Genomic DNA, 18258 nt, shown 5'->3' on the forward strand with positions numbered 1-18258 from the left:
GGCATGCGCGGCGAGGAGGCGTGAGCGGGAGGGAGGGGCGCTCAAACGGCAACACGGCAGGCTCGCTCACGTCACCCTCCGACGAACGCTTCGCGGAACGTATCGATGGCGATGCGCAGCGATAGTTGCGGTTGTTCGAGATAGCTGACGAGCTTGCTGATTCCATGTTCGTTCTGAGCGTGGTCGTCGATCCATTCGGGATCGTCGATGTCGATGTTGTGCGCCGCATAGGCTTGCGGATCGATGACGCTGTGCAGCGTCTTGGCCGATGCCCCGTTGAAGCCGATGACGAGACGCTCGCGCTCGGCGATCGTGCCGATGAAGATGGCGAGTTCGATATCGGTCTGGGCGAGAAACGGGGCGATGAGTTCGAGCCAGAACGCGGCGACGAGGGTGCGATAGAACGTATCGCTCGGCAGCGGCAACGTCAGCCCGCGCTCGAGGTTCGGTGCGTGGCTCAGCATGACGGGCTTGAGCAGCGAGCCGAGTGCGAGCATCGCGCCGCGCAGCCGCACCGGATGGCCGCTCGCGAGCAGCATCTGCTCGAGCCCGGCGAGCGTCTGGTGCTCGACGAAGTCGGAGAACGTGCCGTCGTGCGAATTGGCGACGCCGACGTCGATGGACACCTGCGTATCGCCGAGCGCCTGAAGCGCGGCGGCCGGCTCCTCGCAGTCGTAGAGGGTGCGCATCTGCGTCGAAGCGCGCGACCACAAGCGCGCGAACGCAAGCGGGCTGCGCGCGAGGAAAGCGAGGGGACGCTCCACTTCCAGCGCGGTCGCCGCGAGCAGCGGGAAGCGGCGCGAGGACACGTCGTGGCTCGACATCAAGTGGCCGGCGACCGCGATCCGGCTTTGCGAACCGAGGAAGGCGAAATGCATCGGTTTCGCGTTTTCGTAGACGATCTTCCAGCGCGGGTCTTCGGCGAGCAGTTCCATCGCCTGCGCAACCCAGCGGTCGAGTGTCTGCATCAGTTGCGGGTTCTGCGTGCTCTTGACGAAGTCCCCGCGCGAAGGAATCTTGCCGAAGTAGGCGAGTTGCGCCTGGACCGATTGCGTCATTGCGCGGCTCCTGTGGTCGAGACCGCCCCTTGGGCGGCCGAGGGAGAAGGGGCGACGGACGGCGCCGCTTGAGCGGGCATTGCCGACGCGCCGCTCGTGCCGGGCGCTTGGGCCGGCGTGCCGCTCGCCTGCGCGAGCGCCAAGCGGGCCTGCGCGACGTCGGCGACGGATTCGGGCAGACGTACGCCGCGCAAGCTTTGCTGCTGCGGGGCGTCGCCGCCGCCGCTCGAGGGCTGCGAGGTGCTGATGATCCGCATGCTCAATGCAACCGTGATGCTGCCTTGCGTCCACGTCAGCGCGAAGGTGCCGTCCGGATTACGCGTGCGCTTGGCCGAGTTGATCAGCTTTTCGAGGCCGTAGCGGCCCGGCTCGTTGACGAGCTCGATCGTGCGCCCGTCGAACGAGGTCGCCGTGAGCGTCGCGCCGGGCGAGCCCTGCGGATTCGGCCAGACGAAGTTCGTCCACTGCGGCGGCGTGTTGCGGTAGCGCAATTGCTGGCCGTCGATCGAGATCGTGTACTCGGTCGTGCCTTGACCCGGCTGCGGCATGATCTGGAACACTGTTTGCGGTTCCGCTGCGCCGCCGCCGCTGCCTGCCGCCGCACCGGAAAGCGGCGCCACCCAGCGGGCGAAGCCGTTCGTGAATTCAGGCGAGAGCGCGAGGCCCATGCCGCCCCAGGTGCGGGGCGACAGCGTGTCGCCGCGCCGCACGGCGAGCGGGCCGAGCGTCGTGCCGACGAACTTCGAGATCGCGCCTTCGGGGCCGAACACTTGACCGATCTCGCTCGCGCCGGCCTCGACCTTGGCATCGCCCGAAAACGGGTACTTGTTCGCGAGCGAGTTTTCGAAGGCCTGATAGACCTGCGCGTTCCAAACCTTGTTGACTTCGTTGCTGGCCGGCTCGATGACGACCGCGAACGCCTGCATCAACGGCCGCACGAGCAGCGGCCGCAACGCCTTGCGCTGGTCGTCGGTGAGGCCGGTCAGCATCTGTTCGTCGACGAACTTCAGGGAATCGGCGAGCTCCGAGCCGCTGCCGTCGAGCGTCTGCTGCATCAACTCGCGCGCGCCGGGGCCCGGATCGCCCTGGTTCTTGAGCACGTTGAAGCGCGTGCGCACCTTCGAGAGCGAATCCATGTAGCCGTTCAGCAGCGACGCGTTTTCCTGCTTGGCGACGATACGCGCGAGGCCCGAGAACGCGATTCCGATCGGGCCGGCCGTGGTCGAGCCGCCGAGATTGACGTCGACGTCCACGCCGGCGTTCTGCGCCGCCTGCGTCTTCGACGAGAACAGCCGCTTGAACCACCCCGTCACGCCGCTTTGCGCCTTTTGCAGCGTGGTCGAGGCCAGCGCCGGGTTGTCCCACGCCGTCTGATCGTAGGCCGTTTCGAGGATCTTGCGGATGGGCGAGTCTTGCGGATCGCCGAGACGATTCATTGCGTCCACCGCTTGGCCGAAGCTGCCGAAGTCGCGCACGGCGATGCCTTGCATGAAGCGCTGCCAGTGCTGGACATACTCGGTCTTGTACATGCCGACGAGCGCCTTTTGGATCTGCTCGGGACTGCCTTCGAGCGTGAGATCGTCTTGCGACGCGGTGCCGAGCACCCAGTCCTTCGCCTGCAGCTCCTTCGTGGCGGCGTCGCGGATCGCGGGCTTCACGTAGTCGAACCAGGCTTCGCGCGTGAACGTACCCGGAATCGCGTAGCTGCCGCCCACGAGGGCGGTGTTGTTCTCGCCGACGATGCGCGCGACGGTCATCGGCGCGAAACGCGTCGAGGCGCGCGCCTTGATTTCCTCGTAGACGCGCTGGCGAGCCGGCATGCCGCGCACGACATGGCGCAGGCTCTCGCGCGTTTGATCGATGAGCGACAGATTCGCGTCGATCATCGGCCAGTCGTCGTCGGAGACGCGGGACAGGTAGAACGTGATCATGCGCTCGGCGCTGCGGATCATCTCGTCGCGCGACATGTTCCCCCGGTTGGTCTCCAGCCAGCCGCGCCAGAAACGAGCCAGCTGATCGGTCAGGTGAGCCGCTTCGACATGACGCTTGTCCGACAGCATCAGGTAGGTTTTCAGCGCGTTGTAGGCGTCCTCCACGTTGGTCGGGGAAGCGTCGCTGTAGAGCCCGCCGCGGCCGGTTTGACCGCCCTGTGCGTTTTGCAGGGGCTGCACGCCGCTGGCGGCTGCATCGCCCGAGCGCGCCGAGACGGCGATCGCACCCGATTCGGGCGGATGCGTGAGCGGTGTCAGCTGATCGGGATGCGCGTCGACTTCCTTGAGGAACGACACGAGATTTTGCGAAACGGGGTCGAGCATCAGCTGTTTGACGCCGCGGTAGTACTCGGCCAAGAGGCGCTGCTCGATCCGATCGCCTTGGTAAAGGCCGAGCGATACCGACAGCGGCCGGTCGCGGCGGAACTGCTCGAGCTGGGTGATGCGATCCTCGAGAATGTCCATGGCCTGCAGGCGCGATTGCAGATCGTTGCGGTTTTGCTGCAGACGGACGATGTTGTCGAGATCGGCTTGGACGTTCGTGGCGAGCTGCTCGTTGCCGATCGTCGACCAAGTCCAGCCGCCGAGCGCGAGCGCGAGCACGGCCACGAACGCGAAGAACGTCCCGTAGCGCAGCCGTGTTTTGGCGGGGCTGGCGAATTGCCGCACCGTTTGGCGATCGGCGAAGATGACCTTCGAAAACAGATCGCGCAGGAAAAAGCCGTTCTTGGACGAGGCCGCTTGCGGTTTGGGCAGATCGTCGACGGACAGCCCGAAGCGCTGTCCGATGCGCTCCGCGGCCGCGCTGCTCGTTTCGCCTTCCTGCAGCGCGCTCGTAAAGTAGAAGCCGCGCAAGATGGGTTTGTATTGGAACGGGTTGTTTTCGAAGAGCGTGGCGAGGAACACGCGCAGCGCGGGCTTGATGGCCAGGAACTCGAGCGGAAAGCTCAACTGTCCCGGCGAGAGCATCGTGCCGCGATTGATCGACATTTGCGCGACGCTGATCTCCTTGAGCCCTTCGTAGAGTTCTTCGAAGCGTTCGTCGAACAGCGTGACGATGTCGCGTTTTTCGTCGTGCACATAGGGCAGCGTCGCGCCCCAGACACGGTCGTATTCATGACGTTCGCCGCCGCTGAAGAATTCGGCGAAGCCCGTGATGAGGTCGGCCTTCGTGAACATGACGTACACGGGGGCGAACACTTCCAGCTTTTCGGTCAGCTCTTGCACGCGCTGGCGCAGGCTGCGGGCGAGATTGATGGTGGCGTCGGGGCGGCTGCTCGTGAGTTCGGCGATGCTGGCGGTCACGATGATGCCGTTGATCGGCGCCTTCGGACGGTATCGTTTGAGCAGATTCAGAAAGCCGAGCCACTCGGTGCGGTCTTCCTCGTGAACCGAGTAGCGGCCGGCCGTGTCCAGCAAAATGCCCTCGGTGGTGAAGAACCAATCGCAGTTGCGCGTGCCGCCGATGCCGTGCACGACCGCGTCGCTCTTTTCGGCGAACGGGAACTGCAGCCCGGAGTTGAGCACGGCGCTGCTCTTGCCGGCCGCCGGATTGCCGATCACGATGTACCAGGGCAGTTCGTAGAGCGCCGAGCCGCCGGAGACCTGACCGATCTTCGAAGTCTTGATCGTGCGCACGGCGTCGGTGAGCCGCGTGCGCAACACGTCCAGATCCGCCGGTTTGGCGGCGCTCACTTGCGGCGCCTTGCCCGTTTCCGCTTCCTGCTCGAGCATGTCGCCGAGCTTGGCCGACGCGCGCCGCGCGGCGATGCGCCGCCAAAGCCAGACCAACAAGACGAGCGCAAGCAAGGCGGCGACCGCCAGCGCGGGCCACAGAAGCGGCAAATCGAACCAGAGGGCGAGCCCGAACAGGATCGCGGCGATGACGACCACCCCGACGACGGTCATCGTGCGTTTGCTGGTCAGCGCATTGAGGAAGCGTTGCATAAGGCTTTAACGTTCTGAGTCTTCGAATGGCGCGGCGCTGGGCGTCGCGAGGCATCTCGTATCGGTCTTATCGGTGCATGGCGCGTGATGGTCGCTTATTGCCCCGCGGTTGGACCGTTTGGCCGGCGTCCTAGGACGAATCCGGGTTTGTGATATTCAACGTGTCCGAAATCCATCAATTTCCATCGCCCGCCCCATGTCAAGCCCACCTGTTCGGCGGTTTGACCGTACAACTGATAGCCCCGCATGGCCCAGGGATCTTTCTCGGAAATGACGACCTTGCCGTCGCGTAAAAACGCGTTATCGGCGGCAAGGCCGTATTGGTGGTAGCTCTGATATGCGGCCGCATTGGTCACGCCCCCCAGCTGCGCGAGTCGGTTTTGCCTCTCCGGGCTTCGGTAGCCTTCCAACAGCGCCATTTCATACCCGTACTGCTCGCGCATGATCTTGTAGACGAGCAATAGGCGTGTTCTGAAATCGGCATCAAGCAAATTCCAATCGCGGCTGGCGTCGCGCAATGCTGGACGGACCTGTTCGACTTCCTGCGTCGTAAAGACCTCGGGCGGCAACGGCGGCGGTGGAACGAGCTGCTCGCCATTGAGCAATGCGGCGATTTTCTCGTCCGGTACGCGCGTCACGCCATCAAACTGAAATAATTGGCGCCCACGCAAACAAATTGCAATCAATGGAGGCGCCGCAAGGATACCTGCCGTAATCAAAATCAGCAAGCGCTGCCGAATCAGTATTTTTTTCGTGCCGTAAAGCGTGATATGAGAAATTTTTACTGATTTATCGATGCCGCCGCGAAGCTGTGATATCCCACGCGACGTTCGCCGCGACATCCGCCGATGTAATTCGAGTGCGGCCGACATTAGCGCCGCGCGCGCCGGCGGCAAAAGGAACAATGCCGCGATGGTGACGGCGGCGGCGAAATAAGCGGCGAGTGCGACTGCAATCAAGATGGGCCCCGGGCGGGAAATAAATTGTATTTTGTAATGCTTGCTCTTAGAATCTGGCCTGCTGCCAAGGGAGGCAGGATTCTATTATCGCGGCGAATTAAACACGGATTCAATGAGAGACTGATGAGTGCGCCCGAAAGCAACAGTTCCAAAGGGCGGCCGAGCCTGCTTTCCGAGACGGCTCCAGGGGCCGGCGACAGCAGTTCCCGTATTCTTGCGAGCCTAGAAGGGCGTGCGGTGGCGCAGCCGCTGCCGCGCCGTCGTTCCAAAAAACCTTTGATGATCGCCGCGCTGGCCGTAATCGGCTTCGGCGCATTGGGCGCTTGGCAGTTGCAGCGCGGCCAGCAGGACGAATCGGTTACCACGGCAGCCGCGCCGGCAACGGGCGGCAGCGCCGTCGTGGCAGGCGCCGACAAGGGGCACGCGGCGGCTGGCGGAGCGAGCGCCGTGGCGACTGCCGCGGTCGCGAATGCAAGCGGCGTGAGCGCGACCGCCGGCGGCGCTTCGACGCCGCAAGCGGCCGTGATCGTCGCCGACGATTCCACGCGCGCCGAGACTTCCGTTGCGGCGGCTTCGGGCCCGTCCGGTAACGGCGCGGACAGCGATCGGCTTTCGCGCGCGCTTGCAAGCGGCAGCGCGCCGACGCTCTCCGCAGCGGGAAGTGCTTCCAGCACGAATGCCACCGGCGCCAAGCGAGCGGCGCCGGTAGTCGCCTCGCGCACCGACCGTCAAAGCGCGAAGAGCCGCCATCCAGAAAAAGTCGCCTCCGCGCATGCGAGCAAGCGAGTGAAGGGGCATGCGTCGCCGGTCAAGGACGATCCCGACGCCGATTTGCTCGCCGCGCTCGTGGCGCGGACGAAGCCCTACGAGCCCAAGGCCTCGAGCGCCAATGCGCCCAAGGGCGCCGGCGGCGGCGCGGCAACGAAGGCCGCGCGGCCCGCGGCCGACGCGCATCGCGCAAGCCTCGCCGATCAAGTCAAGGCGTGCGACAAGGGAAATTTCTTCGAGGCGCAGGCCTGCCGCTGGCGAGTGTGCTCCGACCATTGGGGCACGGATCCGGCTTGCCCGAGCACGGCGTCGGCGGCGCAGACGCACTGACTTCCTTCCTCCTTGCCGCTGCGCGGTAGTCGCGCGGCGTAGGGGAGTCCATCCACTAGCGCCATGTTCGCCTGCTTCTCCGCGCGCCGAGGTCGCTCCGCGAGTTGGCGTCCCGCCCGTCTTTTGGTAGCGTGAGCGGATGCCGATCGATCCGCCCCTTTCCGATATCTTGTTGATCACGCCCGAGCCGCCCGGCGACGAGCGATTCGACCTATTCCTCGATCATCTGCACCACGCCGTCGCCTCGGGGATCGCGCTTGTACAATTGCGCGCGAAAACGCTCGACCCAAAAGCCTATCGCCGCTTGGCCGGCGAGGCATGCGCGGTGTGTCATCGGTACGACGCGCGCCTCATCCTCAACGGGGGATTCGACGAACCCGGCGATGTGGACGCGGACGGTCTGCACCTGCCGAGCGCGCGCCTGATGGCATGTGAATCGAGGCCGCTTGCGCGATCGACACTGGTTTCCGCCGCATGCCATTCGCGCGAACAATTGCTCCACGCGCAGCGCATTGGGGTCGACTTCGTCACGCTCTCGCCCGTGCTGCCCACGACGAGCCACCCCGGTGAGCCGGCGCTTGGCTGGCCTGCATTTCGAACGCTCGCTGCCGAAGTTTCCATGCCCGTCTACGCGCTCGGCGGCATGACGCGGGATTCGCTGTCGACGGCGCGCGCTCACGGTGCGCATGGCGTGGCCGGCATCTCGGCGTTTTGGTGAAACGTCGGCGCAGCGCATCGAGGGCGGCCGCGAGCGCCGGTAAGCCAAGCGAACGAACTGTGCCGCCAGGCGTGCCCTACCGCCGAGCGCTGCTTGTCGCTCAAGGCTTCAGCACGACCTTGATGCAGCCGTCGGCCTTGTCGCGAAACGTCTTGTAGAGCGCGGGGCCGTCGGCGAGCGGCGCCGTATGGGTGATGACGAATGACGGATCGATGCGTCCGTTGTCGATCAGTTCGAGCAGTTCTCCCGTCCAACGATTCACGTGCGTTTGCCCCGTGCGGAAAGTGAGTCCCTTGTTCATCGCCGCGCCGAACGGGATCTTGTCCAGTAGACCGCCGTAGACACCCGGAATCGACAACGTTCCCGCCGGCCGGCACACGTAGATCATCTCGCGCAGCACATGCGGACGATCGGTTTCGAGCATGACGGCTTGCTTGACGCGATCGACCATCGAGTCGAGCGACCGCGCGGCGTGCGATTCCATGCCGACCGCATCGATACATTTTTCCGGGCCCTTGCCGCCGGTCAGCTCGTTCAAGCGCTCGACCACGCTTTCTTCATCGAAGTTGATCGTTATCGCCCCGGCGGAGCGCGCCATCGCCAGCCGCTCGGGCACGCGATCGATCACGACAACTTGACGCGCCCCTAGCACGAGCGCGCTGCGCACGGCCATCTGGCCGACGGGGCCCGCACCCCAAATCGCAACCGTATCGGTGGGCTCGACTTCGCACTGGACGACGGCCTGCCATCCCGTGGGGAGAATGTCGCCGAGAAAGAGCACCTGCTCGTCGGACAGGCCTTCCGGCACTTTGATGTGCGTCTTGTCGGCGAACGGGACGCGGACGTACTCGGCCTGGCCGCCCGCATAGCCGCCTGTCAGATGCGAGTAGCCGAATAGGCCGGCCGTGGCGTGGCCGAACACCTTGTCGGCCATCGCCTTGTTGCGATTGCTGCGCTCGCAGACGGAGTAGTTGCCGCGCACGCATTGCTCGCATTCGCCGCAATAGATGGTGAACGGCACGACCACGCGATCGCCGGGCTTGAGCACGCGGTTCTCCTTGCCGACTTCGACCACTTCGCCCATGAACTCGTGGCCCATGACGTCGCCATGCTCCATGCTCGGCATGAGCCCGTCGAAGAGGTGCAGATCCGAGCCGCAAATCGCACAGGTGGAGATTTTCACGATGGCGTCGCGCCCGTCCTCGATGGTCGGGTCGGGAACGGTATCGCAGCGAATGTCGTGTTTGCCGTGCCAACAAAGTGCTCGCATGTTCAGATCCTTCAAACGTAGTCGAAGCGTGGTCGAAGCCGAAAGGGAAACGCTGATGCCGCTGTGTGTGGTTTTGAGCGATGCCGGAGCAGGGCAGCAACGCGCGTTCCCATGAATTTCCGGGCGATGAGGCGAGGCACGCGCGTTGCAAGTGTGGGGCGGGACCTCGGGAGCCGTGGCGTCGATGCGTTGACGGTTCGGTTCGTTCGACGCGTCGGTCGTAGGCGAACAGCGCGGCGGCGCAGCGACGCCCGAGGAGCAATCACCGTTCACTACGAAGGATGTTCACCATGGCACGCAAGACACTCGAAGATCTTTTCATTCACAGCCTGTCCGATATCTACAGCGCGGAGAAACAGCTGACAAAAGCGCTCGGCAAACTGGCGCGGGCGGCGACGAACGAGCAGTTGTCGCAGGCGTTCGAGACGCATTTGCAGGAAACGCACGGACAGGTCGAGCGCATCGACCAAGTGGTCGAAAAGTGCGGGCTGCGCTTGAAGCGTATGAAGTGCGCGGCGATGGAGGGCCTCATCGAGGAAGGCGAGGAACTCATCGACGAAATCGAAAAGGGCCCTGTGCTGGACGCCGGTTTGATCGGCGCGGCGCAGAAGGTCGAGCACTACGAGATCGCGTCCTACGGCACGCTGTGCGCGCTCGCCAAGCAGCTTGGCCAGCAGGACGCGGTGGCGCTGCTCAAGCAAACGCTCGAGGAAGAAAAGGCCACCGACAAGAAGCTCACCGAATTCGCGGAGAAGGTCGGCAACCCTGAGGCGAAAAAGGGCTGAGGCGGTGTTGAGCCAACACGCTTCGATTCCTGTTCGTTTTCCCATCCCTTGGAGTCAAACAATGAGTTCACCCGTTATCGACTATGCGGGCGGCGTCGGCCATGCGGGACAGGCGGCGCTCGCCTCGATGGTCGACCTGGCCAACCAGACGTTCGCAGGTTTCGAACGCCTCACCCGCCTGAATCTGCAGACGATGAAGACCATGCTTGCCGAGCAGCACGGCATCGCGCTCGAAGCCGCCGATTCGCGTTCGCTCAGTTGGACGCTTACCCTGCCGATGGCGCAAGCCCAGGCCGGGTTCAAGAAGGCGTTCGCTTACTGGCAGCACGTGAACGAGATCGCAGTCGAGACCGCCACGCAGAACGCCGGAGCCGGACTGGAAGGTTTTAGGGAGTGCGCGCGGTGGCTTGCATCCGCCAAGGCGGATGGGGCGGGCTCGCCACTGGGCGAGTCGTTCTTGCTGACGGCGGCCGGCGCGGGGGCATCTGCGGCGGGCGATGTCGATGCCGGGCGCGAAGCCGAATCGCATATGGCGACCAAGGCAGGCGGTAAAAAGCGCTCGGTCGATATCGTCGATGGGTCCGGCAATGTGGTGTCGTCGGTGAAGCAGTAGGGGGTGACGGGGGCGAGCCGCCCCCCCCCGAGGGCAACCTTCTCCAACGTCGTTCGAATTAGGGCATGGGCCGCGACAACGTTTGCGGGCTACCAAAACGCAGGAATTCGAGCCTGCTTAAACGAAAAAATGCCGAATCATTTATTTGGCGTCGCAGCTAATACGCTGCGACGCTCCTTTTTTCACCCCGAGCCAGCAAAAGTCGATCAGGGTAATCACGTAGCCGCGCTCATATCGGCGCGGTTGCGACCGCACTATCTCTAGACTAATATCCACATCGCCTTTAACAGTTTTTAAGGGGCCGGTCGAACAGACTTTCCATCGATTGGCTGGTTCGTCCGTGCAAGGAAATGAGATCTCAGATGGCCGATAGCATCGATGGCGCTCTGGCCATCGCGCAACGAAGCGTTAAGGATGCCGGTCATTTGCATGTCAGGCCCGCCGACGAGCGCGACCGCGCTTTTCTGTATGCCGTTTTCGAAAGCACGCGCGCGCAGGAATTCGCCCAAGTAGGCTGGAGCGCGGAGCAGATCACGGCATTGCTCTCCGATCAGTTCTCGATGCAAGACACGTATTACCGGCAGCATTATCCGCGCTGCCGTTTCGACGTCATCATGCTCGGCGAGAATCCGATCGGGCGTCTTTATCACCATTGGGGCCGCGGCGAAGCGCGCCTGGTCGATATTGCGCTGTTGCCCGTTCATCGCGGCTCGGGCATCGGTACGCGGCTCATGCGCGCGTTCGTGGCGCAGGCGGCGGCGCGGGAAGTGCCCGTGGTGCTGTACGTCGAGATGAACAATCCGGTGCGAGCGCTTTATCGTCGGCTCGGATTCGAGCCGACGGGCGAGAACGGAATTTATGTGCAGATGCGCCGGCCCGTCATGCCTTTCGATGGCGCGGACGTGACTGATGTCGAAGGCCTTGCGCGCGAAGAAGCGCGTTAGTGCGTCGGCGTTGCAGGGTTTGACGAGCGGCTTGCTTGCCAGCGGGCCGTTTGGAATGAATACGGCGGTAACAACGATAGACCAAGGCCGGCAGTGCCGGTCAGACACATAACGAACAACGAGCGGGGGCTTGTTTGCTGTCCATCCCTACCCATGCCGAGTTGCTCGAAGCAGTCGGGCAGCGTTTCACGTTTGGCGCCGCCGACGGGCAAACCGTCGACGCGGTGCTTTTGCACGCGAACGCCGGCATCCCCATGAATGACAGTTACGTCTGCTATGCAGCCATGTTCGAGCTGCCCGCGGGCGTTTCTCTTCCGCAGGACGTTTATCGCATCGGTTCACCCGCCGGCCGAACGTGGGATCTGCTCGCCACGCCGACACGGCCCACCGAGGACGGGCGATCGACGCTCACTGTCGTTGTGCACACTCGTGCCGACGAGCTCGCCAAGGCGGCCGGCTCATCGGACGTGACGTAAGGCAATTTTCTTTTCTTCGACAGGAGGCGTTTGATGAGTGATCCGTATTTGGGCGAGATCCGCATGGTGGGCTTCAACTTTGCCCCGAACGGCTGGGCGATGTGCCAGGGGCAGCTGCTCGCCATTTCGCAGAACAGCGCCTTGTTTTCGCTGCTCGGCACGTATTACGGCGGCAACGGGGTGTCGAACTTTCAGTTGCCGAACATGCAAGGGCGCTCGCCCGTGGGGATGGGGCAGGGCCTTGGGCTTTCGAACATCAACATCGGTGAGATGGCCGGGACCGAGAACGCCACGCTGACGATGTCGAACATGCCGCAGCATACGCATGCGGCGACGGTGGCGGGCGGCGGCGCGGGGACGGCGACGATCGCCATTCCGGCGTCGACGTCGACGACCACGCAAAGCGGCGTGCCGAGCAACGCCGCGGTGCTCGGCCCGGTCAGCGTTTCCAATCGCCAAGGCGAGCTTTACACCACGGGTACCGCTGACGTCACGCTCAAGCCGTTCGACGTAAGCGTGACTGCCGGGACGCCGACGGTCACCAACAGCATGGTTGGGCAGAATCTGCCGTTCTCGCTTCGCAATCCGTATATCGGTATCAACTTCGTCATTGCTCTGCAAGGGGTCTTCCCCTCGCGCGGATGATGGATGCGTGCCGTGAGAGCGGCACGCTTTTAAGGACAATAAGCGATGAACTTCGCCGCCAGCCTTTCGAAACTGCTTTCCGCCATGCGCGCGTCCGACAAGCCCGTGCGCAGCGCGGTCGCCGCCATGCCCGCGCCGCTCATCGTCGCGCTGGAGCCGCGCATCGTCTACGACGCATCGGCTGCCTCGATCGGTGCGGCAGCCGTCGCGCCCCAGCATCATGTCACGGCTGACGCACAGCCGACGAGCGGCGAGCACGATACGTCGTCGGCGGCTTCGATGCGAGCGGTGCACGGCTATACCACGGCGGCGGTGACTGGCGGAAACGGCGCGGGCGCGGCGGATTCGTCCGCGACGCGCGCCGTGCACGGTTTCACGGATACGGCGGCACAGACGACGGACAAGCAAGTCGTCTTCATCAATTCGAACGTCGCCGATTTGCAGACGCTCGTCGCCGGGTTGCCGGCGGGCACGCAGTACGTCGTGCTCGATTCGACGAAGGACGGGCTTGTGCAAATCGAGCAGTATCTGCAGGAACACCCCGGGGTGAGTGCGATTCACCTCGTCTCGCACGGGGTCGCGGGCGAGTTTCAAGTCGGCAGCACGTGGATCAACGAAGCCGACCTGTCGACGTACAGCGCCGAGTTCGCGCAGATCGGCGCGTCGATGAAGGCGGGCGGCGACTTTTTGATTTACGGCTGCGACGTCGCCGGCAATGCGGACGGCAAGGCGCTCGTGCAGCAGATTTCGTCGATTTCCGGCTTGAACGTGGCGGCATCGACCGATGCGACCGGCGCGGCCACGCTGGGCGGCGACTGGACGCTCGAGTACGACGCCGGCACGGTGCATACGGGCGTGATTTTTTCAGCGGCGTCCGAGCAGAACTACGATCACGTGCTGTCGGCGTTCGACGAGACGTACGACGGGTCGGTGGGCTACGATTCGGGGGCATCGGGGGTCGCGTCGACGACGCTCGGTCTTTCGACCTTGACCTATACCGGCGACCAAGCGGTCGAGTACCAGGTCGTCAGCGGTTCGCTGCCGAGCAGCGGGTCGGGCGGTGAACTGGTCGTTAACACCCAGGGCACGCAAATGTCGTCGCTGACGATTACGCGTCAAGACAGCAGTTTGATGGGGATAGAAAGTTTCGACATCGATATCTTCGTCAGCAACCAGGTGACGGTCGAAGCGCTAGACGGTTCCGGCAACATCATCGGGAGCATCGTCCTCGATATTTCAGCGGGCGCCACAGCCTACACCCCGGGCCACGTGTCGAACAGCTCGCTGTTTCACGTCGACCTCTCCGGCAATGCCGCGTTCTCTCAGGTCAAGAGCATCAAGTTCGTCGAGACGAGCGGCAATGGCACGTTTCTTTCGCCCACCCTCGACAATTTCATGTACATCGCGCCTTCCTCTCCGCCGACGCTCACGGCGACGGGCGGCACGACGTCCTTCGTGGCAGGGGACAATGTTGCATCGACGCCTGTCGCAGTCGATTCGGGCATCACGCTGACCGACGGCAATTCGACCACGGCTGTGAGCGCAACGGTGTCGATCACGGGCAATTTGCACACCTCCGAGGATGTGCTGAGTTTTACGAACACGAGCGCGACGACGTTCGGCAACATTTCTGCGGCCTATAACGCCGGCAGCGGCATCTTGACGCTGACGTCCTCGGGCGGGACGGCGACACTTGCGCAATGGCAGGCCGCGCTGCGCGCGGTGACCTACACCGATACGGCCGTTACGCCGAACTCGGCCACGCGCGGGATCACCTTCGAAATCACCAGCGACGGTTTCACCGCGGGCAACACCACGACCAAGGCGGTCAGCGTTACCGATACCGATCAAACGCCGATCGTGACGTCGACGGGCGGTACCAGGAATTACGCGGGCGGGGCGTCTGCCGTGACGATCGACAGCGGCATCTCGGTCAGCGACGCCGACAACACCACGCAATCGTCGGGGACGGTGTCGATTTCGGGCGGGTTCCACAGCGGCGACACGCTGAATTTCACGAACGACGGCTCGACGATGGGCAACATCTCGGGCTCGTACAACGCGGCCACGGGGGTATTGACGCTGACCTCCGCCGGCGCGACGGCGACGGACGCGCAGTGGGCGAGTGCGCTCAAAACCGTATCTTTCTCCAGTAGCAGCACGACATACGCCAGCCGCACGATCTCGTTCGCGACGAGCGACGGTACGAAGACGAGCGTTGCAGCGACCGATACGGTGAACATGACGGCGCCGCCGGTCATCACGACCGATTCAGGTTCGGCCGCATTCGTGGCCGGCGACAATGCGACGTCGACGCCGGTGGCGATCGATTCGGGTTTGACTGTAACGGACGGCAGTTCGACGACGCTCGGATCGGCGTCGGTGGCGATTACCGGTAACTTCCATACCGGTCAAGACGTTCTGGCGTTCACGAACAACGGCTCGACGATGGGCAACATCACGGCCTCGTACAACGCGGCGACGGGGGTGATGACGCTGACGTCTGCCGGCGCAACGGCGACGCTGGCGCAATGGCAGAGTGCGTTGCAGTCGGTGACGTATACGGACACGGCCGTGACGCCGAACAACGCGACGCGCACGATCAGCTTCGCGGCGGTTGACGGGGCGGGCAATACGAGCGCGACGGCCACACGCACGGTGACCGTCACGGATACCGATCAGACGCCGATCGTGACGACGACGGGCAGTACGACGAACTACAGCGAAGGTGCTCCGGCCATTACGATCGACAGCGGCATTTCGGTCACCGACCTGGACAACACGACGCAATCGTCGGGGACAGTGTCGATTTCGGGCGGGTTTCACAGCGGCGACACGCTGAGTTTCACGAACGACGGCTCGACGATGGGCAACATCTCGGGCTCGTACAACGCGGCGACGGGTGTGTTGACGCTGACCTCCGCCGGCGCGACGGCGACCGACGCGCAGTGGGCGAGTGCGCTCAAGACGGTTACGTTCGCGAGCTCGAGCACGACGTTCGGCGCCCGGACGATTTCGTTCGCGACGAGCGACGGTACGAAGACGAGCACGGCGGCGACCGATACCGTCAATGTCGTGAATCCGCTTCAACTAACGGTGGATTCGGGTTCGGCCGCATTCGTGGCCGGCGACAACGCGCCGTCGACGCCGGTGGCGGTCGACCCAGGATTGACGGTGACCGATACGGCCGCCGGTACGCTTTCATCGGCGACGGTCACCATCTCGGGCAACTTTACGAGCGGCGAAGACTACCTGCAGTTTACGAACGACGGCTCGACGATGGGTAACATCACGGCCGGGTCGTTCGATATGATCACCGGGACATTGACGCTCACCTCGGCCGGTTCGACGGCAACGGTCGCGCAATGGCGGGCCGCGCTCGACTCGATCAAATACACCGACGTGGCGGTGACGCCCAACGCCCAAACGCGCACCGTGAGCTTCACTGCCGTGGACAGCGCCGGCAACACGAGCAGCACGGTCACGCGCGACGTGACCGTGACAATAACCGATCAAACGCCGATCGTGACGACGACGGGCGGCACGACGAACTATGTGGGCGCGTCGTCGGCCGTAACGATCGATGGCGGCGTCTCGGTTAGCGATCTCGACAATACGACCCAGTCTTCGGGAACGGTGTCGGTTTCGGCCGGGTTCCACAGCGGCGACACGCTCAGCTTTACGAACGATGGCTCGACGATGGGCAACATCTCGGGCTCGTACAACGCGGCCACGGGCGTGCTGACGCTGACTTCCGCGGGTTCGACCGCCGATACGACGCAGTGGGCTGCCGCGCTCAAGGCCGTCACGTTCTCGAGCACAAGCACGACATACGGCAATCGTACGATCTCGTTCGCGACGAGCGACGGTACGAAGACGAGCACGGCGGCGACCGATACGGTGAACATGACAGCGCCGCCGGTCATCACGACCGATTCGGGCTCAGCCGCATTCGTCGCGGGCGACAACGCGACATCGACGCCGGTGGCGATCGATTCCGGCTTGACAGTGACCGATGGCAGCGCGACGACGCTAGCTTCGACGACGGTGGCGATCACCGGCAACTTCCACAGCGGTCAAGACGTTCTGGCGTTCACGAACGATGGCTCGACGATGGGCAACATCACGGCGTCGTACAACGCGTCGACGGGTGTAATGACGCTGACTTCGTCGGGCGCAACGGCGACGCTGGCGCAATGGCAGAGCGCGTTGCGATCGGTGACTTATACGGACTCCCTGGTCACGCCGAACAACGCGACGCGTACGATCAGCTTCTCCGCCGTCGATGGGACGGGCAATACGAGCGCCACGGCTACGCGCACGGTGACGGTGACGGATACCGATCAAACGCCGATCGTGACGACGACGGGCGGTACGACGAGCTATGTGGGCGCTTCGGCGGGCGTGACGATCGACGGCCATGTGACCGTGAACGATCTGGACAACTCGACGCAAACGTCGGCCACGGTGGCAGTCGGTACGGGTTTCCATAGCGGCGATGTGTTGAGTTTTACGAACGACGGCTCGACGATGGGCAACATCCAGGCGTCGTACAGCGCTGGAACGGGCGTCTTGCTACTGACTTCCATCGGTGGCACTGCCACAAACGCGCAGTGGGCCAGCGCATTGAGCTCCGTAACGTTCTCGAGCACGAGCACGACGTACGGTAGCCGCACGATCTTGTTCCAAGTGAACGACGGAACGAAGAACAGTTCGCAAACGACCGATTCGGTCAACATGACGGCGCCGCCGATCTTGACGACCGATTCGGGTTCCGCCGCGTTCGTCGCCGGCGACAATACGGCGTCGACGCCGGTGGCGATCGACTCCGGCTTGACGGTGACCGACGGCAGTGCAGCGACGTTCGCGTCGACAACGGTAGCAGTCACGGGCGGGTTCAGTAGCGGCGAAGACGTTCTGTCGTATACGAACGACGGCTCGACGATGGGCAACATCACGGCGTCCTACAACGCGGCGACGGGTGTGATGACGCTCACCTCCGCCGGCGCAACCGCTACGCTCGCGCAATGGCAGAGCGCTCTGCGATCGATCACCTATACGGATACCGCGGTAACGCCGAACAACACGACGCGTACGATCAGCTTCTCGGCCGTCGATGGGGGAGGCAATACCAGCGCCACGGCCACCCGCACGGTCACGGTGACCGACACCGATCAAACGCCGATCGTGACGACGACGGGCGGCACGACGAACTATGTCGGAGGCACCTCGGCGGCGACGATCGACGGCGGGATTTCAGTCAGCGACCTCGACAACACGACGCAAGCGAGCGGTACGGTCTCGATCACGGGTGGCTTTCATAGCGGGGACGTACTGACCTTCGTCAACTCGAACTCGACGACGTTCGGCAACATCGTCGCCTCCTACAATTCGGCCACGGGCGTATTGACGCTCACCTCCTCAGGTGCGGTGGCCACGGATACGCAGTGGGCGAACGCGCTGTCCGCGGTCACGTTCTCGGCGGGTTCGAGCGCGACGCCGGGCAACCGCACGATTTCTTTCACGACGAGCGATGGCACCAAGACGAGCGCCGTGGCAACCGATACGGTCAGCGTGCTCGGCCCGCCGACGATCGTGACCGATTCGGGCTCCGCCGCGTTCGTGGCAGGCGACAACGCGGCATCGACACCCGTCGCGATCGATTCGGGGCTGACGCTCTCCGACGGCTCCGCGCCTACGCTATCTACGGCGACCGTTGCCATCACGGGCAACTTCCACTCGGGCGAAGACGTG

The 18258-nt window shown here is 63.8% G+C and carries 12 protein-coding genes; 8 read left to right on the plus strand and 4 right to left on the minus strand.

Features of this window, described 5'->3' with window-relative positions:
• Window positions 1-71 precede the first annotated feature (71 nt).
• The 3 genes from tagF to ACTHNR_RS04185 form a co-directional block, all read right to left on the minus strand.
• Window positions 72-1058, minus strand: a complete 987-nt coding sequence (gene tagF / locus ACTHNR_RS04175; protein ID WP_440546224.1) for a type VI secretion system-associated protein TagF — start codon at window positions 1056-1058, stop codon at window positions 72-74.
• The gene (gene tssM, locus ACTHNR_RS04180; RefSeq protein WP_440546225.1) at window positions 1055-4996 is read right to left on the minus strand and encodes a type VI secretion system membrane subunit TssM; all 3942 of its coding nucleotides are present in this window, start codon (window positions 4994-4996) and stop codon (window positions 1055-1057) included. The genes tagF and tssM overlap by 4 nt, the downstream gene beginning before the upstream one ends.
• Window positions 4997-5091: 95 nt before the next feature.
• A complete protein-coding gene (locus tag ACTHNR_RS04185) occupies window positions 5092-5955 on the minus strand; it encodes a M15 family metallopeptidase (RefSeq protein WP_440546226.1) in 864 nt (287 codons plus the stop codon).
• 123 nt (window positions 5956-6078) lie between these two features.
• Between ACTHNR_RS04185 and ACTHNR_RS04190 the strand changes: the two genes are divergently transcribed.
• The gene (locus ACTHNR_RS04190) at window positions 6079-7053 is read left to right on the plus strand and encodes a hypothetical protein (protein WP_440546227.1); all 975 of its coding nucleotides are present in this window, start codon (window positions 6079-6081) and stop codon (window positions 7051-7053) included.
• A 139-nt stretch (window positions 7054-7192) separates the two neighbouring features.
• Window positions 7193-7771: a thiamine phosphate synthase gene (locus ACTHNR_RS04195; protein ID WP_440546228.1), complete on the plus strand. Its 579-nt coding sequence runs from the start codon at window positions 7193-7195 to the stop codon at window positions 7769-7771.
• 100 nt (window positions 7772-7871) lie between these two features.
• Here ACTHNR_RS04195 and ACTHNR_RS04200 read toward each other — a convergent pair whose 3' ends face one another.
• Entirely contained in the window at window positions 7872-9041 is a 1170-nt protein-coding gene (locus ACTHNR_RS04200; protein ID WP_440546229.1) for a zinc-dependent alcohol dehydrogenase, read from the minus strand.
• 290 nt (window positions 9042-9331) lie between these two features.
• Here ACTHNR_RS04200 and ACTHNR_RS04205 point away from each other — a divergent pair, with 290 nt between their 5' ends.
• The 6 genes from ACTHNR_RS04205 to ACTHNR_RS04230 form a co-directional block, all read left to right on the plus strand.
• Window positions 9332-9826: a YciE/YciF ferroxidase family protein gene (locus ACTHNR_RS04205; RefSeq protein WP_440546230.1), complete on the plus strand. Its 495-nt coding sequence runs from the start codon at window positions 9332-9334 to the stop codon at window positions 9824-9826.
• Between the two features lie 61 nt (window positions 9827-9887).
• Window positions 9888-10439: a phasin family protein gene (locus ACTHNR_RS04210; protein ID WP_440546231.1), complete on the plus strand. Its 552-nt coding sequence runs from the start codon at window positions 9888-9890 to the stop codon at window positions 10437-10439.
• Between the two features lie 362 nt (window positions 10440-10801).
• On the plus strand, window positions 10802-11383 hold the full coding sequence (locus ACTHNR_RS04215; RefSeq protein WP_440546232.1) for a GNAT family N-acetyltransferase: 582 nt from the start codon (window positions 10802-10804) through the stop codon (window positions 11381-11383).
• Window positions 11384-11517: 134 nt separating this feature from the next.
• Window positions 11518-11859, plus strand: coding sequence for a DUF6916 family protein (locus ACTHNR_RS04220; RefSeq protein ID WP_440546233.1), 342 nt, complete (start codon window positions 11518-11520; stop codon window positions 11857-11859).
• A gap of 33 nt (window positions 11860-11892) precedes the next feature.
• Window positions 11893-12504 (plus strand): phage tail protein, encoded by a 612-nt coding sequence (locus ACTHNR_RS04225; protein WP_440546235.1) that lies wholly within the window; start codon window positions 11893-11895, stop codon window positions 12502-12504.
• Window positions 12505-12549: 45 nt separating this feature from the next.
• Window positions 12550-18258 (plus strand): DUF4347 domain-containing protein (locus ACTHNR_RS04230; protein ID WP_440546237.1); only part of this gene is annotated, 5709 nt, incomplete at its 3' end.

Origin of the sequence: Trinickia sp. (assembly GCF_051954495.1) — a bacterium.
Taxonomy (GTDB): Bacteria; Pseudomonadota; Gammaproteobacteria; order Burkholderiales; family Burkholderiaceae; genus Trinickia.